Here is a 21,076-nt window from a genome sequence, read left to right as displayed (position 1 = left end):
AATGACCGAACGTCTCCCGCTCATGGCGGGCAACTGGAAGATGAACCTCAACCACCTCGAGGCCATCCAGCACACCCAGAAGCTCGCCTTCACCCTGAACGACAAGGACTACGAGGCCGTCGAGGTCGCCGTCCTGACGCCGTTCACCGACCTGCGCTCGGTGCAGACGCTGGTCGAGACGGACAAGCTGAAGATCAAGTACGGCTCGCAGGACATCTCGCAGCACGACTCCGGCGCCTACACCGGCGAGGTCTCCGGCCCGATGCTGGCCAAGCTCCGCTGCACCTACGCGGTGATCGGCCACTCGGAGCGCCGCCAGTACCACGCCGAGACCGACGAGATCGTCAACGCCAAGGTCAAGGCCGCCTACCGGGCCGGGATCACCCCGATCCTGTGCATCGGCGAGCCGCTGGAGATCCGCAAGGCCGGCACCCACGTCGAGTACACGCTGGCCCAGCTGGACGGCGGCCTCGAGGACGTCCCGGCCGAGCAGGCCGAGACCGTCGTGATCGCCTACGAGCCGGTCTGGGCGATCGGCACCGGCGAGGTGGCCACCCCGGAGGACGCGCAGGAGGTCTGCGCGGCCATCCGCAAGCGGATCGCCGAGCTGTACGACGGCGCGCTGGCCGACAAGGTCCGTGTGCTGTACGGCGGTTCGGTCAAGTCGTCGAGCGCGGCCGGCCTGATGGCCAAGCCCGACATCGACGGCGGCCTGATCGGCGGTGCCTCGCTGGACGCCGCCGAGTTCGCCAAGATCGTGCGCTACCGTGAGCAGGCAGTAGGCTAACGCCGCCGCAGCAACGTAGGCTTTGGGGCCGGACCGCCGGACGCGGCCCGGCCCCTTCGCCGTAGATACGAGAGAGTTGGTCCCGTCGTGGTTCTCGGGTTCTCGATTGCCCTGATCATCTTCAGCCTGCTGATGATCCTGCTCGTGCTGCTGCACAAGGGGAAGGGCGGCGGCCTGTCCGACATGTTCGGCGGTGGCGCGATGTCCACCGGTGGCGGCTCCGCGGTGGCCGAGCGCAACCTCGACCGCATCACCATCGTGGTCGGCCTGGGCTGGTTCGCCTGCATCATCGTGCTGAGCCTGCTGCTCAAGTACAAGAGCTAGTACCGGTCGACGGTCGGTGCCGGCACCGGAGCCTGCACAACCCTGACGCCCCGTCGTCCGAGCGCCTATCCTGGGACGGTCGGGGGCGGAGGCGATGGGTGGCGGACCCTTAACTCCTGCTTACACTAGGACGACTTTCGCCTCCGGCGCGCACCGCGGCGGGTCGGCGTACCAGCACGCAGGGAGTCAGACCGTGGCAAGTGGCAACGCCATCCGTGGCAGCAGGGTTGGAGCCGGCCCGATGGGCGAGGCGGAGCGCGGCGAGTCCGCCCCGCGCAACCGGATCTCCTTCTGGTGTGCCAACAAGCACGAGACCCGCCCCAGCTTCGCCGCCGAGGCCGTCATCCCGGACACCTGGGACTGCCCGCGCTGCGGCTTCCCGGCCGGGCAGGACGAGCACAACCCGCCCGCCCCCTCGCGCAACGAGCCGTACAAGACCCACCTCGCCTACGTCCGCGAGCGGCGCACCGACGCCGACGGCGAGGCGATCCTCGCCGAGGCGCTGGCCAAGCTGCGCGGCGAGATCTGAGCCGGAAGACCGAAGGGCGCCACCGTCAATGACGGTGGCGCCCTTCGGCGTTGAGGACCCGGGCCGGTCCTCGACGGGCCCTCAGGCCGAGGCCGGCGGGTACAGCTGCGGCGGGATCCGCTCGGCGGCGGCCCGGTCCAGCAGCCACAGGGTGCGGCGGCGGCCGTACGCGCCGGAGGCGGGCGCCTGGATCTCGCCGGGGCCGGACAGGGCCAGCGCGACCGCGCCGGCCTTGTCCTCGCCGGCCGCCAGCAGCCAGACCTCGCGGGCCGCCCGGATCGCCGGGAGGGTGAGCGAGATCCGGGTCGGCGGGGGCTTGGGGGCCCCGCGCACGCCGATCACGGTCAGTTCGGTCTCCCGCACGCCGGGGTGCTCGGGGAAGAGCGAAGCGACGTGGGTGTCCGGGCCGACGCCCAGCAGCAGCACGTCGAAGGCCGGCACGCCGGCCCGGTCGCCCGGCCCGGCCGCCTTCGCCAGCTCCTGCGCGTAGCGGGCGGCGGCGGCCTCGACGTCCGAGCCGTCCACGCCGTCCGAGGCGGGCATCTCGTGTACCCGCGCCGGGTCGAGCGGGACGGCGTCCAGCAGCTCGGCGCGGGCCTGGACGGCGTTGCGGTCCGGGTCCGCGGCGGGCACGAAGCGCTCGTCGCCCCACCAGAGGTCCAGCCGCGCCCAGTCGACCGCGTCGCGCGCCGGGGAGGCGGCGATCGCGGCCAGCAGGGCGTTGCCGTTGCGGCCGCCGGTGAGCACCACCGAGGCGGTGCCGCGGGCGGCCTGGGCGTCCACGATCCGGGTGATCAGCCGGGCCGCGGCCGCCTGTGCCATCAGCTCCTTGTCGTGGTGGACGACGAGCTGCGGGGTGGCGTTGGTCATGCGCTTTCCTGGGCGGAGCGCTCGGCGGCCTTCTTCGGGGCGGCCTTCTTCACGGCGGGCTTCTTCTCCGGGGCGTCGGCCGTCACCCGGGAGGGGTTGGCCACCGGCTCGTCGGCGGCCGCGTCGGCGACCGCGTCCGCCGTCGTCCCGGCGCCGGCGGGCTCGTGGAGGCGCTCCACGGGCGTGCGCACGGCCGTCGCGTAGATGTCGTCCGGGTCGAGCCGACGCAGCTCCTCGGCGATCAGCTCCGAGGTCTCGCGCCGCTTGAGCGCCACCTGGCGGTCCGGCGAGCCGGGCATCGAGAGGGTGCCCATCAGGCCGTCCGGACGGTCCAGGGTGATGTCCCCGTCCTTGGTGCGCAGGTGCACCGCGGTGATGCCGGGGCCGCCCGTGACGACCCGCTCGACCGGGACGTCCAGGCGGTTGTGCAGCCACAGTCCGAGCAGCTCGACGCTGGGGTTGTACGACTCGCCCTCCACCGCGGCGGAGAGGATGTGCGACGGGCGCTGGTCGAGCGCGGCGGCCAGCATCGAGCGCCAGCCGGTGATCCGGGTCCAGGCCAGGTCGGTGTCGCCCGGGGTGTAGCTCTGGGCCCGCTGGCCGAGCTGGCCGACCGGGGACTCGGCGGTGACCGCGTCGGTGATCCGGCGCTGGGCGATCGAGCCGAGCGGGTCCTGCGCCGGGTGGAGCGGTGCGTTGTCCGGCCACCAGACGACGACCGGGGCGTCCGGCAGCAGCAGCGGCAGGACGACGGACTGGGCGTGCGCGGCGAGTTCGCCGTGCATGCGCAGGATGACCGTCTCGCCGGAGCCGGCGTCCGAGCCGACCAGGATCTCGGCGTCCAGGCGGGTCTCGGCGCGGGCCCGGGGCGAGCGCCCGGCGCGCTTGATCACCGCGAGGGTGCGCGACGGGTGCTCGCGGGAGGCGTCGTTGGCGGCCTTGAGGGCGTCGTAGGCGCTGCCCTCGTCGGTCACGATCACCAGGGTGAGCACCATGCCGGCGGCGGTGGAGCCACCGACCCGGCGCGCCTCCATGAGCGCGGCGTTGATCTTGCTGGACGTCGTGTTGGTGAGGTCGATCTTCATGGCCGGCGCCAGCTCCTGCCGTCTCGTGCGAGCATCTCGTCCGCCTCGACGGGGCCCCAGGTCCCCGCCGCGTACTGGGCGGGCTTGCCGTGGGTGTCCCAGTACCTCTCGATCGGGTCGAGGATCTGCCAGGAGAGCTCGACCTCCTGGTGGCGCGGGAAGAGGTTGGCGTCGCCGAGCAGCACGTCGAGGATGAGCCGCTCGTACGCCTCGGGGCTGGACTCGGTGAAGGACTCGCCGTAGGCGAAGTCCATCGTGACGTCCCGGACCTCGAAGGAGGTGCCCGGCACCTTGGAGCCGAACCGCACCGTCACGCCCTCGTCCGGCTGGACCCGGATGACCAGGGCGTTCTGCCCCAGCTCCTCGGTCGCGTAGGAGTCGAACGGCAGGTACGGGGCGCGCTGGAAGACCACCGCGATCTCGGTGACGCGCCGGCCGAGTCGCTTGCCGGTGCGCAGGTAGAACGGGACGCCCGCCCAGCGGCGGTTGTTGATCTCCAGCTTGATGGCCGCGTAGGTGTCGGTCTTGGAGTCCGGGTCGATGCCGTCCTCGTCCAGGTAGCCGACGACCTCCTCGCCGCCCTGCCAGCCGGAGGCGTACTGGCCGCGCACGGTGTGCCGGCCGAGGTCGGCCGGGAGCTTGACGGCGCTGAGCACCTTCAGCTTCTCGGCGACCAGCGCCTTCGGGTGGAAGGAGGCCGGCTCCTCGATGGCGGTGAGCGCCATCAGCTGGAGCAGGTGGTTCTGGATGACGTCGCGCGCCGAGCCGATGCCGTCGTAGTAGCCGGCACGGCCGCCGATGCCGATGTCCTCGGCCATGGTGATCTGCACGTGGTCGACGTAGGACCTGTTCCAGATCGGCTCGAACATCTGGTTCGCGAACCGCAGCGCCAGGATGTTCTGGACCGTCTCCTTGCCCAGGTAGTGGTCGATCCGGAAGACCTCGTCGCGCGGGAAGACCTCGTGGACGATCCGGTTCAGCTCCTGGGCGCTCTCCAGGTCGTGGCCGAACGGCTTCTCGATCACCGCGCGGCGCCAGGAAGTCCTGCTGGGCCCCTCCTGCCCGTTGGCGGGCGAGGAGGGCGGGTCGGCCAGGCCGTGCTTCTTGAGCTGCTGGACGACGGTCGGGAAGAACTTCGGCGGGACGGACAGGTAGAAGGCGAAGTTGCCGCCGGTGCCCTGGGCCTTGTCCAGCTCCTCGATGGTCTGGCGGAGCTTGTCGAAGGCGTCGTCGTCGTCGAACGTGCCGTGGACGAAGCGCATGCCCTTGGCGAGCTGCTGCCAGACCTCCTCCCGGAACGGGGTGCGGGCGTGCTCCTTGACCGCGTCGTGGACCTCCTTGGCGAAGTCCTCGTCGTCCCACTCGCGGCGGGCGAAGCCCACGAGCGAGAAGCCCGGCGGCAGCAGGCCGCGGTTGGCCAGGTCGTAGATCGCCGGCATCAGCTTCTTGCGGGACAGGTCGCCGGTGACCCCGAAGATGACCAGACCGGACGGCCCCGCGATGCGCGGGAGCCGTCGGTCGGCAGGGTCACGAAGCGGGTTGACGGGGGCGGCCGGGATCTCGTCCACGTCCGACACCGGTGTCAACTCTGGGAAATCAGTGCTCACTTGATGGGCTCCGCTTTCGTGCGCTGGCGGTGAGCAGGGTCACTTCTCGTCGGCGAAGGAGGCGAGCGAGGCGGTGACGGTGTCGAGCAGCTCGGTCCAGGACTGCTCGAACTTCTCGACGCCCTCGTCCTCCAGCACCTGGACCACGTCGTCGTAGTCCACGCCGGCGGCCGCGATGGCGTCCAGGACGGCCTTGGCGTCGGCGTAGTTGGGGACGATGGTGTTGCCGGTGACCACGCCGTGGTCGGCGGTGGCGTCCAGGGTGGTCTCGGGCATCGTGTTCACGGTTCCGGGGGCGACCAGCTCGGTGACGTACAGGGTGTCCGGCAGGGCCGGGTCCTTGACGCCGGTGGAGGCCCAGAGCGGACGCTGCGGCTTGGCGCCGGCGGCCTCCAGGGCCTTCCAGCGGGCGCTGCCCGCGGTCTTGCCGTCGACGCTGCCGAAGACCTCCTCGTACGCCTGGTAGGCGAGGCGGGCGTTGGCCAGGGCGGCCTTGGAGCGCAGGTTCCGGGCGTCGCCGCCGATCTTGTCCAGGCGCTTGTCGATCTCGGTGTCCACGCGGGAGACGAAGAAGGAGGCGACGGACTCGATCTGGGAGAGGTCCAGGCCCTTGGCCTTGGCGGCCTCCAGGCCGGTCAGGTAGGCGTCCATGACGGCCTTGTAGCGGTCGAGGGAGAAGATCAGCGTGACGTTGACGCTGATGCCCTTGCCGATGACCTCGGCGATGGCGGGCAGGCCGGCCTTGGTGGCGGGGATCTTGATGAAGACGTTCGGGCGGTCGACCAGCCACCACAGCTGCTTGGCCTCGGCGACGGTGGCGGCGGTCTCGTGCGCCAGGCGCGGGTCGACCTCGATGGAGACGCGGCCGTCGCGGCCGTTGGAGGCGTCGTAGACGGGGCGCAGCACGTCGGCCGCGTCGCGCACGTCCGAGGTGGTGATCATGCGGATCGCCTCGTCGGTGGTGACCTTGCGGACGGCGAGGTCGCGCAGCTGGCCGTCGTAGGAGCTGTCGCCGCCGCCGATGGCCTTCTGGAAGATGGTCGGGTTGGTGGTGACGCCCACCACGTGCTTGTTCTGCACCAGCTCGGCCAGGTTGCCGGAGTTCAGCCGCGTGCGGCTGAGGTCGTCCAGCCAGATCGCCACGCCTTCGTCGCTGAGGCGCTTGAGTGCGTCGGTCATGGTGCTCAGTCCTTCTTCTTCTGTCTTCGTGGGGTCGTCAGAGGGGCCGCGTACCCGCGTGCGGGCGGGTACGCGGCCGGGAGGCTAGCGGTTGACGGCTTCGAGGGAGCGCAGGGCGTTGTGGGCCTCGGCCACCACGCGCTCGGCGGTGAGGCCGAACTCCTCGAAGAGCACCTTGTAGTCGGCGGAGGCGCCGAAGTGCTCCAGCGAGACGATCCGGCCGTGGTCGCCGACCAGCTCGCGCCAGCCCTGGGCGATGCCGGCCTCGACCGACACCCGGGCCTTGACCGACGGCGGCAGCACGCTGTCGCGGTAGGCCTGGTCCTGCTCCTGGAACCACTCGAACGACGGCAGCGAGACGACGCGGGTGGCGATGCCCTCGGCCTCCAGGACCTCGCGGGCCTTGACGGCCAGCTGGACCTCGGAGCCGGTGCCCATGAGGATCACCTGCGGGTCGCCGTTGCCGGCCTCGGCCAGGATGTAGCCGCCCTTCGCGGTGCCCTCGGCGGAGCCGAAGACCTCGCGGTCGAAGGTCGGGACGTTCTGGCGGGTGAGCGCCAGGCCGACCGGGCCGGGGTGGCTGGTCTGCCGCTCGATGACGGTGCGCCAGGCGACGGCGGTCTCGTTGGCGTCGGCCGGGCGGACCATGGCCAGGCCCGGGATGGCGCGCAGCGAGGCCAGGTGCTCGACCGGCTGGTGGGTCGGGCCGTCCTCGCCGAGGCCGATGGAGTCGTGCGTCCAGACGTAGGTGACCGGCAGCTTCATGAGCGCGGCCAGGCGGACGGCCGGGCGCATGTAGTCGGCGAAGACCAGGAAGGTGCCGCCGTACACGCGGGTCCTGCCGTGCAGGGCGATGCCGTTCATGGTCGAGCCCATGGCGTGCTCGCGGATGCCGAAGTGGATCGTCCGGCCGTACGGGCTCGCCGACTTCAGCGGGTTGCCCTCGGGGAGGAAGGAGCTGTCCTCGTCGATGGTGGTGAGGTTGGACTCCGCGAGGTCGGCCGAGCCGCCCCACAGCTCCGGGATCACCGCGCCGATCGCCTTGAGGGTCTCGCCGGAGGCCTTGCGGGTGGCGACCTCCTTGCCGGCCGGGAAGGTCGGGACGGCCTTCTTCCAGCCCTCGGGCAGTTCGCCGGCCTGGATGCGGTCGAACTCGGCGGCGCGGTGCGGGTTGGCGGCGCGCCAGGCCTCGAAGGACTGCTGCCACTGGTCGCGGGCGGCCTTGCCGCGCTTGATCACCAGACGGGCGTGCTCGATGACCTTGTCGGAGACCTCGAAGGTCTTCTCCGGGTCGAAGCCCAGGACCTTCTTGGTGGCGGCGATCTCGGCGGCGCCGAGAGCGGAGCCGTGGGCCTTGGCGGTGTTCTGGGCGTCCGGGGCCGGCCAGGCGATGATCGTGCGCATAGCGATCATCGACGGGCGGGAGGTCTCGGCCTTGGCGGCGGCCAGTGCGTCGGCGAGGGCGGCGACGTCGATGTCGCCGTTCGCCTTCGGGGCGACCCGCTGGACGTGCCAGCCGTACGCCTCGTAGCGCTTGAGGACGTCCTCGGAGAAGGCCGTCTCGGTGTCGCCCTCGATGGAGATGTGGTTGTCGTCGTACAGGGCGACCAGGTTGCCCAGCTTCTGGTGGCCGGCCAGCGAGGAGGCCTCGGCGGAGATGCCCTCCTCCAGGTCGCCGTCGGAGACGATGGCCCAGACGGTGTGGTCGAACGGGGACTCGCCGGCCGGCGCGTCCGGGTCGAACAGACCGCGCTCGTAGCGGGCGGCCATCGCCATGCCGACCGCGTTGGCGATGCCCTGGCCGAGCGGGCCGGTGGTCGTCTCGACACCGGCGGTGTGGCCGTGCTCGGGGTGACCGGGGGTGCGGCTGCCGGCGACCCGGAAGGCCTTGAGGTCGTCCAGCTCCAGGCCGTAGCCGGAGAGGTAGAGCTGGGTGTAGAGGGTCAGGCTGGTGTGCCCGGGAGAAAGGACGAATCGGTCGCGGCCGACCCAGGACGGGTCGGTGGGGTCGTGCTGCAGGAAGCGCTGGAAGATCAGGTACGCCGCCGGGGCCAGCGACATGGCCGTCCCGGGGTGTCCGTTGCCGACCTTCTGGACGGCGTCCATGGCCAGGACCCGGGCCGTGTCAACCGTGCGCTCATCCAGTTCGGACCACTCGAATGCATTCGTCGGCGTCGTGCTCACCCTGTCTCAGGGCTCCTTCCGTTGTGAAGAGTGACCCCGTGAAGGGGACCCGGTCGGCCACGGCGCTGTGGTCCCGACGCTGGTGGTGCCGGTCACGGAGGGTAGATCCCGCTTCTGCGTGCGAGCCTACCGTCCGGCCCGGGGCTCACCCTGCGTGCTGGGGCAACCGGAATTCGGGTATGGCGATTCCCACGATGGCGCCTTGGGTCGTTTTGTCCCAGGCTCTCCTGTTTTGACGTGCCCTGCCCCTCCGATGAGCAGGACGGGGGAGGTGGGGGCGACCGCCCCGACTTCGTGGGTTCACCCAGGGGTGTGCGTTCCGCCTCGCCGGGGGACCCCGGAGCCGGTGGGGAGATATGGAGCGTCTAAGGTGGCGTGGTACGCGCAGAGCGGACGATTACGGGACCTTCGTTTCCCTGGACGCCTGCGAAGATTCATCTTCAGTTGGGGTGTTAGTGACCGCCGTCGAAACCCGTCCCGCCGGGGTCACCGGGGCGACTCCTGCGCACCGGCCGCTCGGGGCCCGTGTCGGCGCATTCGTCGCACTCACCAAGCCTCGGATCATCGAACTGCTGCTGATGAGCACCGTGCCGGTGATGTTCCTGGCGCAGCAGGGTGTTCCGAACATGCTGCTGGTACTGAAGGTCGTGATCGGCGGCTACCTCTCGGCGGGCGGCGCCAACGCCCTCAACATGTACATCGACCGCGACATCGACGCGGTGATGTCGCGCACCGAGCGGCGGCCGATCGTCACCGGCATGGTGTCGCCGCGCGAGGCGCTGGTGTTCGGCATCATCCTCGCCGTCGTCTCGACCCTGCTGCTCGGCTTCGGCGTCAACTGGCTCTCCTCCGGGCTCGCGCTCGGCGCGCTGCTGTTCTACGTGTTCGTCTACACGCTGGGGCTCAAGCGGCGCACCTCGCAGAACATCGTGTGGGGCGGCATCGCCGGCTGCATGCCGGTACTGGTCGGCTGGGCCTCGGTCACCAACTCCCTGTCCTGGGCGGCGGTCATCCTGTTCCTGGTGGTGTTCTTCTGGACGCCGCCGCACACCTGGGTGCTGTCGATGAAGGTGCGCGACGACTACCTGCGCGCCGGTGTGCCGATGCTGCCGGTGATCAAGGGCAATGTGGCGGTCGGCAAGCAGGTCGTCGTCTACTCCTGGGTCATGGTGGCCGTCTCGCTGGCGCTGTGGCCGCTGGGGCACATGAGTTGGCTGTACCCGGTCGCCGCGGTGGTGCTCGGCGCGGCCTGGCTGCGCGAGGCGCACGCGCTGTACGCGCGGGCCAAGGCCGGGGTCGTCGGCGCGAAGCTGAAGGAGATGCGGCTGTTCCACTGGTCGATCACCTACCTGTCGCTGCTGTTCGTGGTGTGCGCGATCGACCCGTTCGTGAAGTAGCCGTTCGTGAAGTAGCCGCCGTGGTGCGGAAAAAGAGCCCCGGTCCGGGTGGACCGGGGCTCTTCGGCGTTCACGGGGCTTCAGCGGGCGGGGAGTTCGGACGGGCCGACGTGGCCGTCCAGCCAGTCCCTGAGCGGCTGGGAGGCCCGCAGGAAGGCCGTGATGCGGGTCTGCGCGGCGCGGGTGCCCAGCCACTTCGCGGGCGGCCACTCCTGCCAGGCCACGAGGCCCTTGTGGCGCAGCAGCTCGATCCTGGGATGGTCCTTGGGGTAGCCGCGCGGGGCGGACTTCAGGGTGTCGCGGCCGGACACCCGCGGGCCGTCCTTCTCCACCCGGGCGATCACGCGCTCCAGTTCGGCGCCGCTGAGGTCCTGCGCGACCGCCGCCCGGTAGCGCTCCACCTGGTCCGGCGCGAGCCGGTACATGCCGTTGCCGCAGGCCAGGCCGTCGGCGGAGAGCTGGATGTAGCCGCCCGCCTCCAGGTGCGCGCCGATGTGCGTCTTGTACGGGGACTTGTCGGCGCTGAAGCGGATGTCGCGGTTGGGCCGGAAGATCTTTCCCGGCCCGAACTCCGGCTCCAGCTCCGCGAGCAGTTCCTCCATCGGGGCGCGCACGGCCTCGTCGTACCGGTCCTTGTGGGCTTGCCAGAAGGTCTTCGAGTTGTCGGCCTCCAGGTGCTCGTAGAAGTCGAGCGCCTCGGCCGGCCAGCCTTGGAAGGTCACGCCTCCAGTATGTGGCCCGGTGCACAGGGCGCTCCCGTCGCCAGCGCCGCTACCGGTGGGTAGCATGCGGTCATGAGCAGCGCAGAGACCGCCAACGCCGCCGCGCCGGACGCCCGCACCGAGCGCCGTGCCAAGCGCATCGCCAAGAACCTGACCAGCTTCGCCGCGCAGCACGGCGGCAGCGCCGACGCGGTCGTCGAGTACGTCGGCGCCGTGGCCACCCGGATCGTCGTGGTCGGCGCGGACGGCGCCTGGGGCGACCAGGTGGCCCCGAGCTACGCGGTCGGCCGCCGGGCCGCCGAGCTGGCCGGGCTGACCCTGCACGACGACTTCGAGGGCGAGCTGGCCCTCAAGGTGAAGACCGGTCCGTACGAGTGGAAGCGGATGGCCGGGATCCAGCTCGGCGGCTGACCGCCCCAGACGCACGACGACGGCCCGGTTCCTCCCTGTGGGGGAACCGGGCCGTTCGGCGTCCGGGCGGCTCAGGCCGCGGCGGTCTGCGGGGCCTGGACGGGCAGCGGCGCGGCCGGAGCGTCGTCCTCGCGGGTGCGCAGGGCGAGCGGGATGCGCAGTGCGGCGATCCAGGTCAGCGTGGCGAGGAGCATGTGCAGGCCGACCATCAGCTCGGGGGCGTCCGTGAAGTACTGGATGTAGCCCAGCACGCCCTGGAGCAGCAGTACGGCGAGCAGTTCCTTGGCCCGGGCGCGAGCGGGCTGCGGGGCCTTCACGGCCGCGAAGACGAAGAGCACCGCGATGGCCAGGCCGACCGAGACCATCGCGAAGTCGGCGTGGAACTGGGCGAGGCGGTCGTAGTCGACCGGGATGCGCGGGACGATCTTGTTGTCCTGCGGGGTGCCCGGGTGGTGGCCGGCGCCGGTGACCAGGGTGCCGGCCGCGACCAGCAGGCCGACCACGGTGACCAGGACGCGCGAGAGCTGGTGGATCGGGCGGGCCACCGAGAGCCTGGCCGGGCCGTCGCCCTCCTTGGACCGCTCCCACATCAGCAGCGCGACCCAGACCAGGGCCATCGCCGCGATCATGTGCAGCGCGACGGTGTACGGGTTGAGGCCGGTCAGCACGGTGATGCCGCCGAGCACGGCGTTGCTCATCACCAGCCAGAACTGCGCCCAGCCGAGCTTGGTCATGCTGCGCCGCCAGGGGCGGTGGCAGCGGGCGGCCAGGATCGCCCAGCCGACGGCTGCGCTCAGCACGTAGGTGAGCATCCGGTTGGTGAACTCGACGATGCCGTGGAAGCCCATCTCGGGGGTGGGCGTGAGGCTGTCGCCGGTGCAGCGGGGCCAGGTGGTACAGCCGAGGCCGGAGGCGGTGAGCCGGACGGCGCCGCCGGTGACGACGATCACCACGCTCATCACCAGCGCGGCGAACGCGGCGCGCCGGACCATCGCGGCGGACGGCTGCCAGCGGTCGGCGAGCAGGGAGAAGGGGTTAGGCACGGGGTCAATCGTAGGCGGCCTTACAGCCGATCTTGGGGCGGGGCACGGCGGAGCGGAGGCACACGCCGATGTTCGCCGTCTGATCGAAGTCGCACCCGCCGGTGATTGAACCTGATCACCGGCGGGTGCGTTTTTCCAGTCGGATGACGAAGTTCACTCAGGTTCGCCGATTCCGCGTTGTGCGAGGTGGCGGCTGTGATGGGCTGGTCATGCACATTCATCGTGAGACCGACAGACGAAATCCGGTCGTACGGCGGGGTGTGGCGAGGTGCGGGAGTGCCGGTAGAGTCCCCCGGACAGCCGTAGCGGGCCACCGCGGAGCACTCAACACGCCTGCTGCACAGGACCGTTCGGAGGGGAACAGCGTAATGGCGCGACAGCAGCGGCACTTGGGGATCGGAGCAGTGGCACTGGCCGGCACGGCGGCGGCCGGAATCCTGCTGCCCCTGAGCCTGGCCGGGACGGCCTCGGCCCACGTACCGGCGTGGAAGGTGGACTGCGACAAGATCGTGATCGATCTGGTCAAGTACAGCGAGAAGGAGAGCGTGACGAACAACGTCACCCTCACCATCGACGGCGAGAAGGTGCTGGACAAGCGGTTCGGCAAGGAGTTCCACGGCACCTTCCCGGTGAAGGACCACTCCGCGCCGATCAAGGCGACCTTCGTGGTGACCACCACGGAGACCCCGGCGGAGCCCGGCTGGAACATCAACGAGTCCGAGACGATCCAGCCGTGCCACACGCCGACGCCGACCCCCACGCCCACCGGGGCACCCACGCCGACTCCGACTCCGACTCCGACGCCGACCACCACGCCGACGCCGACCCCGTCCGTGACGCCGACCCCGAGCACCACCCCCTCGGGCACCGCTGCCCCGTCCGTGACGCCGACCCCGAGCAGGACCCCGGCCCCGGCGCCCGGCACCAGCGCCCCGGCCCTCGCCCAGACCGGTAGCAGCTCGGCCACCCCCGTCATCGCGGCGGCCGGCGCCGGTGTGCTGCTGCTCGGCGGCGCGATCGTGCTGTTCGCCCGCAAGCGCCGTGGCGGCAGCCGGGGCTGACCCGGCACCGGTGCCGAACGGCGGCGCCCCCCGGCCTCACGTGGCCGGGGGGCGCCGCGCGTTGACGGCCGGGGTCACTCCCAGCGGAAGAACCGGGCGGCGGCCGCCAGGCCGACGACGGCCCAGCCGGCCAGGATCCCGAGGTCCGACCACGGCACCCCGGCGCCGGTCTGCAGGACGGACCGCAGGCCGTCCGAGAGCGCCGCGATCGGCAGCAGCTCCAGCACCGACTGCACGGCGGACGGGAACTTGGTCAGCGGCACGATCACCCCGCCGCCGAGCAGCAGCAGGATGAACACGAGGTTCGCGGCGGCCAGCGTCGCCTCGGCCTTGAGCGTGCCGGCCATCAGCAGGCCGAGGCCGGAGAAGGCGGCCGTGCCGAGGACCAGCAGCGCGGCCACGGAAAGCGGGTCGCCGTGCGGGGACCAGCCGAGGGCCAGGGCGATCACCGACAGCAGCGCGACCTGGAGCGCCTCGGTGACCAGCACGCAGCCGGTCTTGGCGGTCAGCAGCGCCCAGCGGGGGAGCGGGCTCGCGCCGAGCCGCTTCAGCACGCCGTAGCGGCGCTCGAACCCGGTGGCGATGGCCTGGCCGGTGAACGCGGTGGACATCACGGCGAGCGCCAGCAGGCCCGGGGCCAGGAAGTCGACCCGCTTGCCCGGACCGTCCACCGCGACGATGTCGACGGCGGAGAACAGCACCAGCAGGACGGTCGGGATGACGACCGTGAGCAGCAGCTGCTCGCCGTTGCGCAGCAGCATCCTGGTCTCGAACGCGGTCTGCGCGAGCAGCATCCGGCCGACCGGAGCGGCACCGGGCTTGGGGGCGTAGTCCGTGGTGACGGTGCTGATGGTTCGCTCACTTCGGTCGCTCATGAACGCAGGTCCCGTCCGGTCAGGTCGAGGAAGACGTCTTCGAGGCTGCGGCGCTGCACGGCGAGCCGCTCGGGGAGGACGCCGGAGGCCGCGCACCAGGAGGTGACGGTGGCCAGCAGCTGCGGGTCGACGGTCGCCGCCTCGACGCGGTAGCTGCCGGGGGCGCTCTCGGTGGCGGTGGCACCCTCGGGCAGCTCCTTGAGCAGCGGGCCGAGGTCGAGGCCGGGCGGGCCGTCGAAGCGCAGGGCGTTCTCGGCGCCGCCGCGGCACAGCTCGTCCGTGGTGCCGGTGGCGATGACCTTGCCGCGGTCGACGATGGCGACGTGGTCGGCGAGCTGCTCGGCCTCGTCCATGTGGTGCGTGGTGACGACCACGGTGACGCCGTCCCGGCGCAGGTCGCGGACCAGCTCCCAGGTGGCGCGGCGGGCCTGCGGGTCGAGGCCGGCGGTGGGCTCGTCGAGGAAGACCAGCTCGGGGCGGCCGACCACGGCCATGGCGAGGGCGAGTCGCTGCTGCTGGCCGCCGGAGAGCCGGCGGTAGGTCGTGCGGCCGCAGGAGCCGAGGCCGAGCCGCTCGACCAGGGCGTCGACGTCCAGCGGGTGGGCGTGCAGCCTGGCGGTGTGCCGCAGCATCTCGACGGCGCGCGCGCCCGCGTACACGCCGCCGGACTGCAGCATGACGCCGATCCGCGGGCGCAGGGCGGCGTGCTGGGTGACCGGGTCGAGGCCGAGGACGCGGACGGTGCCGGCGTCGGGGCGGCGGTAGCCCTCGCAGGTCTCGATGGTGGTGGTCTTGCCGGCGCCGTTGGGGCCGAGGACGGCGGTGATCGCACCGTGTGCGATCGTGAGGTCGAGGCCGTCCACCGCGGGTTTGTCGGTGTACCGCTTGACCAGCCCGGCGATCCGGACCGCGGGTTCGGAGTGCATACCGGCGAGTGTAAGAGCACCGAACGGACGGGCCCCGCGGCGCCCTCGGTGATCGTTTCCGCAGGCCAGGTAAGCCTTACCTGCGTGACAGATGACACGGGTGAGGCCTGGATCACGGCTTGTCCTGCCGGAAGTAATTACGCAACACTGGTGTTGTGAAAAACATGCGCGAGCACACCACGCAGCAGGAGGCCGAGTCGGCCCCCGACTGCGACGTGCCCGTGACGGCGGCCGAGGTGCTGCTGGAGGGACACCGCGCCACCCGGGACCGGGTCGCCCGGTCGATCCTGGACCACGGCCCCTCCTCCGCCGCCGACCTGGCGAGCCGGCTCGGCCTCACCGCCGCCGCCGTCCGCCGCCACCTCGACGGACTGGCCGCCGCCGGCCTGGTCGAGTCCCGCGAGCAGCGGGTCTACGGCAGCCGCGGCCGGGGCCGTCCGGCCAAGGTCTTCGCCCTCACCGACGGTGGCCGGGACGCCTTCTACCAGGCGTACGACCAGCTCGCGGCCGATGCGCTGCGCTGGATCTCCGACTCGGTGGGCGGCGGGAAGGCGGGCGAGGAGGCGGTCGCCGCCTTCGCCCGCGCCCGCTTCGGCAAGCAGGGCGAGAAGTACCTGGAAACCCTCCGGCTGGCCGCCGCCTCCGAGCGCACCGAGGCACTCGCCCAGGCGCTGAGTGCCGACGGGTACGCTGCCACGGTGCGGCGGGTCCCGTCGGCCGCGGCGAAGGCCCCGGCGGGCGCCCAGCTCTGCCAGCACCACTGCCCGGTCGCGCACATCGCCGAGCAGTTCCCGCAGCTCTGCGAGGCGGAGACCGAGGTCTTCTCCCAGCTCCTGGGCACCCATGTGCAACGGCTGGCCACCATCGCCCACGGCGACGGGGTCTGCACCACCTATGTGCCGGCACCCGGTGCCGCATCGTCGCCCACCCTGCGCAGTGCGGGCCCGGGCTCCGATGCCGTGCCGATTGCCGGTACGTCCACCGAAGATTCAGCGTCCGCGCGTTAGGAAGCTCGCATGACTGACACCGTTTCGCACCCCGAGCTCGAGGGCCTGGGCAATTACGAGTACGGCTGGGCCGACCCGGACACCGCCGGTGCCGCGGCCAAGCGCGGGCTCAGCGAGGAGGTCGTGCGCGACATCTCCGCGAAGAAGAACGAGTCCGAGTGGATGCTGAACCTGCGTCTCAAGGGCCTGAAGCTGTTCGGCAAGAAGCCCATGCCGACCTGGGGCTCCGACCTCTCCGGCATCGACTTCGACAACATCAAGTACTTCGTCCGCTCGACCGAGAAGCAGGCCGAGTCCTGGGAGGACCTGCCCGCGGACATCAAGGCCACCTACGACAAGCTGGGCATCCCGGAGGCGGAGAAGCAGCGCCTGGTCGCCGGCGTCGCCGCCCAGTACGAGTCCGAGGTCGTCTACCACCAGATCCGCGAGGACCTGGAGGAGCAGGGCGTCATCTTCCTGGACACCGACACCGCGCTGCGCGAGCACCCGGAGCTGTTCAAGGAGTACTTCGGCACCGTCATCCCGGCCGGCGACAACAAGTTCGCCGCACTGAACACGGCGGTCTGGTCCGGCGGGTCCTTCATCTACGTGCCGAAGGGCGTCCACGTCGACATCCCGCTGCAGGCCTACTTCCGGATCAACACCGAGAACATGGGCCAGTTCGAGCGGACGCTGATCATCGTCGACGAGGACGCGTACGTCCACTACGTCGAGGGCTGCACCGCGCCGATCTACTCCTCCGACTCGCTGCACTCGGCGGTCGTGGAGATCATCGTCAAGAAGGGCGGCCGCTGCCGCTACACGACCATCCAGAACTGGTCGAACAACGTCTACAACCTGGTCACCAAGCGCGCCGTGGCGTACGAGGGCGCGACCATGGAGTGGGTCGACGGCAACATCGGTTCCAAGGTCACGATGAAGTACCCGGCCGTCTACCTGATGGGTGAGCACGCCAAGGGCGAGACCCTGTCCATCGCCTTCGCCGGCGAGGGCCAGCACCAGGACGCCGGCGCCAAGATGGTGCACATGGCGCCGAACACCTCCTCGCACATCGTCTCCAAGTCGGTGGCGCGCGGCGGCGGCCGGACCTCCTACCGCGGTCTGATCGAGATCGGCGAGGGCTCGCACGGCGCCAAGTCCAACGTCCTGTGCGACGCGCTGCTGGTCGACACCATCTCCCGCTCGGACACCTACCCCTACGTGGACGTCCGCGAGGACGACGTGTCCATGGGCCACGAGGCGACCGTCTCCAAGGTCAGCGAGGACCAGCTGTTCTACCTCATGAGCCGCGGCCTGACCGAGACCGAGGCCATGGCGATGATCGTCCGCGGCTTCGTCGAGCCGATCGCGCGTGAGCTGCCGATGGAGTACGCGCTGGAGCTCAACCGGCTGATCGAGCTGCAGATGGAGGGCGCGGTCGGCTGACCCCCGACCGCCACCGCCGTCCACTGATTTCCGAGGAAGAGAGCACTACGAACAGCCATGGCTGAGCAGAACACCACCGGCTCCACCACCGCCGGTTCGATCGAGGTCGGCACCGCCGGCGCGGGCGCGCAGCTCGCCGGCCCCGGCACCGGCCGGGCCACGGTCCAGCAGCCGATCGACGCGCGCGTCGCGGTCAAGCCGTCCTTCGACGTGAACGACTTCCCGGTGCCGCACGGCCGCGAGGAGGACTGGCGGTTCACGCCGCTGCACCGCCTCGGCGGGCTGCACGACGGCACCGCCGTCTCGGCCGAAAAGGGTGAGGACAAGGTCGAGTTCACGCTGCCCGAGGGCGTGACCGCCGAGACCGTCGGCCGCGACGACGCCCGCCTGGGCAAGGCCGGCAAGCCGGTCGACCGGGTCGCCGCGCAGGCGTTCAGCGCCTTCGAGCAGGCCCTGGTCGTCACCGTGCCCAAGGACGCGGTGCTCACCGAGCCGGTCCGGATCGACGTGCGTGCCGAGGGCGGGGTCCGCTTCGCCCACGTGGTGATCGACGTCAAGCCGTTCGCCGAGGCCGTCGTGGTGATCAACCACGTCGGCACCGGCACCCGCGCCGCCAACGTCGAACTCCTGGTCGGCGACGGCGCGAAGCTCACCTTCGTCTCCGTCCAGGACTGGGACCGCGACGCCGTCCACGCCGCGCAGCACAACGCACTGGTCGGCCGCGACGCCTCGTTCAAGTCCGTCGTCGTCACCTTCGGCGGCGACCTGGTCCGCCTCCACCCGCGGGTCAACTACGCCGGCCCCGGCGGCGAGGCCGAGCTGTTCGGCCTCTACTTCGCCGACGCCGGCCAGCACCTGGAGCACCGCCTGATCATCGACCACGACACGCCGCACTGCCGGTCGAACGTGGCCTACAAGGGCGCGCTGCAGGGCCAGGACGCCCACGCGGTCTGGGTCGGCGACGTGCTGATCCGCGCCGCCGCCCTCGGCACCGACACCTACGAGCTCAACCGCAACCTGGTGCTCACCGACGGCGCCCGGGTCGACTCGATCCCGAACCTGGAGATCGAGACCGGCGAGATCGTCGGCGCCGGCCACGCCTCCGCGACCGGCCGCTTCGACGACGAGCAGCTGTTCTACCTGCAGGCCCGCGGCATCCCCGCGGACGAGGCCCGCCGCCTGGTCGTGCGCGGCTTCTTCGCCGAGCTGCTCCAGCAGATCGGGGTGGCCGAGGTCCAGGACCAGCTCATGGAGAAGATCGAGGCCGAGCTGGAAGCGGCGGTCTGAGCCCGATGACGTATCTCCGTGCCTGCGCGCTGAGCGACCTCCAGGAGGACGTCCCCAAGCGCGTCGACCTCAACGGCGTGCCGGTCTCCGTCGTCCGCACCGACGAGGGGGTGTTCGCGATCAACGACATCTGCTCGCACGCGAACGTCTCGCTCTCCGAGGGTGAGGTCGAGGACTGCATGATCGAGTGCTGGCTGCACGGCTCCAGCTTCGACCTGCGCACCGGCAAGCCCTCCGGCCTGCCCGCCACCAAGCCGGTCGCTGTCTACCCCGTAAAGATCGAAGGGGACGATGTGCTCGTCTCCGTCAACCAGGAGTCCTGAGTACACATGGCAACCCTTGAAATCCGCGACCTGCACGTCTCCGTCGAGGCCGAGAACGGCCCGCGCGAGATCCTGAAGGGCGTCGACCTGACCGTGAAGCAGGGCGAGACCCACGCCATCATGGGTCCGAACGGCTCCGGCAAGTCCACCCTGGCCTACTCGCTGGCCGGCCACCCCAAGTACACCGTCACCGGCGGCTCGGTGCTGCTCGACGGCGAGGACGTCCTGGAGATGTCCGTCGACGAGCGCGCCAAGGCCGGCGTGTTCCTCGCCATGCAGTACCCGGTCGAGGTCCCGGGCGTCTCGGTGAGCAACTTCCTGCGCACCGCCGCCACCGCCGTCCGCGGCGAGGCCCCGAAGCTGCGTCTGTGGGTGAAGGAGGTCAAGGAGGCGATGGCCGCCCTCCAGATGGACCCGGCCTTCGCCGAGCGCAACGTCAACGAGGGCTTCTCCGGCGGTGAGAAGAAGCGCCACGAGATCCTCCAGCTGGAGCTCCTCAAGCCGAAGATCGCGATCCTCGACGAGACCGACTCCGGCCTGGACGTCGACGCACTGCGGATCGTCTCGGAGGGCATCAACCGGGTTCGTTCGACCGGCGAGGTCGGCACCCTGCTGGTGACCCACTACACCCGCATCCTGCGGTACATCAAGCCCGATTACGTCCACGTCTTCGCGGGCGGCCGCATCGTCGAGTCCGGCGGTGCCGAGCTGGCCGACAAGCTGGAGGACGAGGGCTACGAGGCGTACGTGAAGGGGGGCGCTTCCGAGTGACCCATACGCTGACCGGTCTGCTCGACACCGACGCGATCCGCAAGGACTTCCCGGTCCTGCAGCGCGTGCTGCACGACGGCAAGCCGCTGGTCTACCTGGACAACGCGGCCACCTCGCAGAAGCCGCGCCAGGTCCTGGAGGCCCTGAACGCCTACTACGAGCAGCACAACGCCAACGTCCACCGCGGCGTGCACGTGCTCGCCGAGGAGGCCACGGCGCTGTACGAGGGCGCGCGCGACAAGGTCGCGGCGTTCGTCAACGCGCCGAGCCGCAACGAGGTGATCTTCACCAAGAACGCCTCGGAGTCGCTCAACCTCGTGGCCAACATGCTCGGTTGGGCGGACGAGCCGTACCGGGTGGACGCCGACTCCGAGATCGTCATCACGGAGATGGAGCACCACTCCAACATCGTCCCGTGGCAGCTGCTCTCGCAGCGCACCGGCGCGAAGCTGAAGTGGTTCGGGCTGACCGACGAGGGCCGGCTCGACCTGTCCGACATCGACGAGCTGATCACCGAGAAGACCAAGGTGGTCTCGTTCACCCTGGTCTCCAACCTGCTCGGCACGGTCAACCCGGTCGAGACGATCGTGCGCAAGGCCCAGTCGGTCGGTGCGCTGGTCGTCATCGACGCCTCGCAGGCCGCCCCGCACATGGTGCTGGACGTGCAGGCGCTGGAGGCCGACTTCGTCGCCTTCACCGGTCACAAGATGCTGGCCCCGACCGGCATCGGCGTGCTCTGGGGCCGCCAGGAGCTGCTGGAGGACCTCCCGCCGTTCCTCGGCGGCGGCGAGATGATCGAGACCGTCACCATGGGCTCGTCCACCTACGCCCCGGCGCCGCACAAGTTCGAGGCCGGCACCCCGCCGATCGCCCAGGCGGTCGGGCTCGGCGCGGCCATCGACTACCTCCAGGGCGTCGGCATGGAGAAGATCGCCGCGCACGAGCACGCGATCACCGCGTACGCGGTCGAGCGCCTGCTGGAGATCCCGGACCTGCGGATCATCGGTCCGCGCACGGCCGTGGACCGCGGCGCCGCGATCTCCTTCACCCTCGGCGACATCCACCCGCACGACGTGGGCCAGGTGCTGGACGAGCAGGGCATCGCCGTGCGCGTCGGCCACCACTGCGCGCGGCCGGTGTGCCTGCGGTACGGAATTCCGGCGACCACGCGGGCGTCGTTCTATCTGTACTCGACGCCGGGCGAGGTCGACGCGCTGATCGACGGCCTGCACCACGTCCGGAACTTCTTCGGCTGACGGGACA

The 21,076-nt window shown here is 70.8% G+C and carries 21 protein-coding genes; 12 read left to right on the top strand and 9 right to left on the bottom strand.

Going from position 1 to position 21,076, the window contains the following annotated elements; genetic code table 11:
• The first annotated feature begins 1 nt into the window (after position 1).
• The 3 genes from tpiA to ACWCXH_RS14215 all read left to right on the top strand — a co-directional run bounded on the left by tpiA (position 2) and on the right by ACWCXH_RS14215 (position 1,640).
• Positions 2–787 carry a triose-phosphate isomerase gene (tpiA, locus tag ACWCXH_RS14225; RefSeq protein WP_449801707.1) on the top strand — a complete coding sequence of 262 codons (786 nt, stop codon included), beginning with the start codon at positions 2–4 and terminating at the stop codon, positions 785–787.
• Between the two features lie 87 nt (positions 788–874).
• Entirely contained in the window at positions 875–1,111 is a 237-nt protein-coding gene (secG, locus tag ACWCXH_RS14220; RefSeq protein ID WP_449801706.1) for a preprotein translocase subunit SecG, read from the top strand.
• 241 nt (positions 1,112–1,352) lie between these two features.
• Positions 1,353–1,640 carry an RNA polymerase-binding protein RbpA gene (locus ACWCXH_RS14215; protein ID WP_030308030.1) on the top strand — a complete coding sequence of 96 codons (288 nt, stop codon included), beginning with the start codon at positions 1,353–1,355 and terminating at the stop codon, positions 1,638–1,640.
• Between the two features lie 81 nt (positions 1,641–1,721).
• On the opposite strand, the gene pgl is transcribed toward ACWCXH_RS14215, so the two are convergent.
• From pgl to tkt, 5 genes are all read right to left on the bottom strand, one after another.
• On the bottom strand, positions 1,722–2,510 hold the full coding sequence (gene pgl, locus ACWCXH_RS14210) for a 6-phosphogluconolactonase (protein ID WP_449801705.1): 789 nt from the start codon (positions 2,508–2,510) through the stop codon (positions 1,722–1,724).
• A complete protein-coding gene (gene opcA / locus ACWCXH_RS14205) occupies positions 2,507–3,595 on the bottom strand; it encodes a glucose-6-phosphate dehydrogenase assembly protein OpcA (RefSeq protein WP_449801704.1) in 1,089 nt (362 codons plus the stop codon). Before opcA ends, pgl begins: the two co-directional genes overlap by 4 nt.
• A complete protein-coding gene (gene zwf, locus ACWCXH_RS14200; protein ID WP_449801764.1) occupies positions 3,592–5,163 on the bottom strand; it encodes a glucose-6-phosphate dehydrogenase in 1,572 nt (523 codons plus the stop codon). The genes opcA and zwf overlap by 4 nt, the downstream gene beginning before the upstream one ends.
• A 78-nt stretch (positions 5,164–5,241) precedes the next feature.
• Positions 5,242–6,381, bottom strand: a complete 1,140-nt coding sequence (tal, locus tag ACWCXH_RS14195; RefSeq protein WP_449801703.1) for a transaldolase — start codon at positions 6,379–6,381, stop codon at positions 5,242–5,244.
• Between the two features lie 84 nt (positions 6,382–6,465).
• Positions 6,466–8,565: a transketolase gene (gene tkt, locus ACWCXH_RS14190; protein ID WP_449801702.1), complete on the bottom strand. Its 2,100-nt coding sequence runs from the start codon at positions 8,563–8,565 to the stop codon at positions 6,466–6,468.
• A gap of 449 nt (positions 8,566–9,014) precedes the next feature.
• On the opposite strand from tkt, the gene ACWCXH_RS14185 reads away from it, so the two are divergent.
• Positions 9,015–9,962, top strand: a complete 948-nt coding sequence (locus ACWCXH_RS14185) for a heme o synthase (protein ID WP_449801701.1) — start codon at positions 9,015–9,017, stop codon at positions 9,960–9,962.
• 80 nt (positions 9,963–10,042) lie between these two features.
• Here the strand turns inward: ACWCXH_RS14185 and ACWCXH_RS14180 are convergent, their stop codons facing one another.
• A complete protein-coding gene (locus ACWCXH_RS14180) occupies positions 10,043–10,684 on the bottom strand; it encodes a DUF2461 domain-containing protein (RefSeq protein ID WP_449801700.1) in 642 nt (213 codons plus the stop codon).
• 72 nt (positions 10,685–10,756) lie between these two features.
• On the opposite strand from ACWCXH_RS14180, the gene ACWCXH_RS14175 reads away from it, so the two are divergent.
• Positions 10,757–11,095: a hypothetical protein gene (locus tag ACWCXH_RS14175; protein ID WP_449801699.1), complete on the top strand. Its 339-nt coding sequence runs from the start codon at positions 10,757–10,759 to the stop codon at positions 11,093–11,095.
• A 71-nt stretch (positions 11,096–11,166) separates the two neighbouring features.
• Here the strand turns inward: ACWCXH_RS14175 and ACWCXH_RS14170 are convergent, their stop codons facing one another.
• Positions 11,167–12,138, bottom strand: coding sequence for a COX15/CtaA family protein (locus tag ACWCXH_RS14170; protein ID WP_449801698.1), 972 nt, complete (start codon positions 12,136–12,138; stop codon positions 11,167–11,169).
• Between the two features lie 368 nt (positions 12,139–12,506).
• Here ACWCXH_RS14170 and ACWCXH_RS14165 point away from each other — a divergent pair, with 368 nt between their 5' ends.
• Complete coding sequence (locus ACWCXH_RS14165; RefSeq protein WP_449801697.1) at positions 12,507–13,199, top strand: LAETG motif-containing sortase-dependent surface protein; 693 nt, start codon at positions 12,507–12,509, stop codon at positions 13,197–13,199.
• 74 nt (positions 13,200–13,273) lie between these two features.
• Here ACWCXH_RS14165 and ACWCXH_RS14160 read toward each other — a convergent pair whose 3' ends face one another.
• Both ACWCXH_RS14160 and ACWCXH_RS14155 read right to left on the bottom strand, forming a co-directional pair.
• A complete protein-coding gene (locus ACWCXH_RS14160) occupies positions 13,274–14,074 on the bottom strand; it encodes an ABC transporter permease (RefSeq protein WP_449801696.1) in 801 nt (266 codons plus the stop codon).
• On the bottom strand, positions 14,071–15,000 hold the full coding sequence (locus ACWCXH_RS14155) for an ABC transporter ATP-binding protein (protein ID WP_449801695.1): 930 nt from the start codon (positions 14,998–15,000) through the stop codon (positions 14,071–14,073). Before ACWCXH_RS14155 ends, ACWCXH_RS14160 begins: the two co-directional genes overlap by 4 nt.
• A gap of 164 nt (positions 15,001–15,164) precedes the next feature.
• Between ACWCXH_RS14155 and ACWCXH_RS14150 the strand changes: the two genes are divergently transcribed.
• Genes ACWCXH_RS14150 through ACWCXH_RS14125 form a run of 6 tightly spaced genes read left to right on the top strand, consistent with a single transcriptional unit; the run spans position 15,165 to position 21,069 of the window.
• Positions 15,165–16,007 (top strand): helix-turn-helix transcriptional regulator, encoded by an 843-nt coding sequence (locus ACWCXH_RS14150; RefSeq protein ID WP_449801694.1) that lies wholly within the window; start codon positions 15,165–15,167, stop codon positions 16,005–16,007.
• A gap of 9 nt (positions 16,008–16,016) precedes the next feature.
• Complete coding sequence (gene sufB, locus ACWCXH_RS14145; protein ID WP_030290241.1) at positions 16,017–17,432, top strand: Fe-S cluster assembly protein SufB; 1,416 nt, start codon at positions 16,017–16,019, stop codon at positions 17,430–17,432.
• Positions 17,433–17,489: 57 nt separating this feature from the next.
• A complete protein-coding gene (gene sufD / locus ACWCXH_RS14140) occupies positions 17,490–18,719 on the top strand; it encodes a Fe-S cluster assembly protein SufD (protein WP_449801693.1) in 1,230 nt (409 codons plus the stop codon).
• A 5-nt stretch (positions 18,720–18,724) separates the two neighbouring features.
• Positions 18,725–19,042 (top strand): bifunctional 3-phenylpropionate/cinnamic acid dioxygenase ferredoxin subunit, encoded by a 318-nt coding sequence (locus ACWCXH_RS14135; protein WP_449801692.1) that lies wholly within the window; start codon positions 18,725–18,727, stop codon positions 19,040–19,042.
• A 6-nt stretch (positions 19,043–19,048) separates the two neighbouring features.
• Positions 19,049–19,813, top strand: coding sequence for a Fe-S cluster assembly ATPase SufC (gene sufC / locus ACWCXH_RS14130; protein WP_224280614.1), 765 nt, complete (start codon positions 19,049–19,051; stop codon positions 19,811–19,813).
• On the top strand, positions 19,810–21,069 hold the full coding sequence (locus ACWCXH_RS14125) for a cysteine desulfurase (protein ID WP_449801691.1): 1,260 nt from the start codon (positions 19,810–19,812) through the stop codon (positions 21,067–21,069). The genes sufC and ACWCXH_RS14125 overlap by 4 nt, the downstream gene beginning before the upstream one ends.
• Positions 21,070–21,076 lie beyond the last annotated feature (7 nt).

The organism is Kitasatospora sp. NPDC001660 (assembly GCF_053596725.1).
Note: the sequence above shows the minus strand (reverse complement) of the source record. Positions and strands in the feature narration are given on the sequence as shown.

Coding starts and splice junctions, on each gene's coding strand:
- tpiA (WP_449801707.1), top strand. CDS start 2: ATGACCGAACGTCTCCCGCTCATGGCGGGCAACTGGAAGATGAACCTC.
- ACWCXH_RS14215 (WP_030308030.1), top strand. CDS start 1,353: ATGGGCGAGGCGGAGCGCGGCGAGTCCGCCCCGCGCAACCGGATCTCC.
- pgl (WP_449801705.1), bottom strand. CDS start 2,510: ATGACCAACGCCACCCCGCAGCTCGTCGTCCACCACGACAAGGAGCTG.
- opcA (WP_449801704.1), bottom strand. CDS start 3,595: ATGAAGATCGACCTCACCAACACGACGTCCAGCAAGATCAACGCCGCG.
- tal (WP_449801703.1), bottom strand. CDS start 6,381: ATGACCGACGCACTCAAGCGCCTCAGCGACGAAGGCGTGGCGATCTGG.
- ACWCXH_RS14175 (WP_449801699.1), top strand. CDS start 10,757: ATGAGCAGCGCAGAGACCGCCAACGCCGCCGCGCCGGACGCCCGCACC.
- ACWCXH_RS14165 (WP_449801697.1), top strand. CDS start 12,507: ATGGCGCGACAGCAGCGGCACTTGGGGATCGGAGCAGTGGCACTGGCC.
- ACWCXH_RS14160 (WP_449801696.1), bottom strand. CDS start 14,074: ATGAGCGACCGAAGTGAGCGAACCATCAGCACCGTCACCACGGACTAC.
- ACWCXH_RS14155 (WP_449801695.1), bottom strand. CDS start 15,000: ATGCACTCCGAACCCGCGGTCCGGATCGCCGGGCTGGTCAAGCGGTAC.
- ACWCXH_RS14150 (WP_449801694.1), top strand. CDS start 15,165: ATGCGCGAGCACACCACGCAGCAGGAGGCCGAGTCGGCCCCCGACTGC.
- sufB (WP_030290241.1), top strand. CDS start 16,017: ATGACTGACACCGTTTCGCACCCCGAGCTCGAGGGCCTGGGCAATTAC.
- sufD (WP_449801693.1), top strand. CDS start 17,490: ATGGCTGAGCAGAACACCACCGGCTCCACCACCGCCGGTTCGATCGAG.
- ACWCXH_RS14135 (WP_449801692.1), top strand. CDS start 18,725: ATGACGTATCTCCGTGCCTGCGCGCTGAGCGACCTCCAGGAGGACGTC.
- sufC (WP_224280614.1), top strand. CDS start 19,049: ATGGCAACCCTTGAAATCCGCGACCTGCACGTCTCCGTCGAGGCCGAG.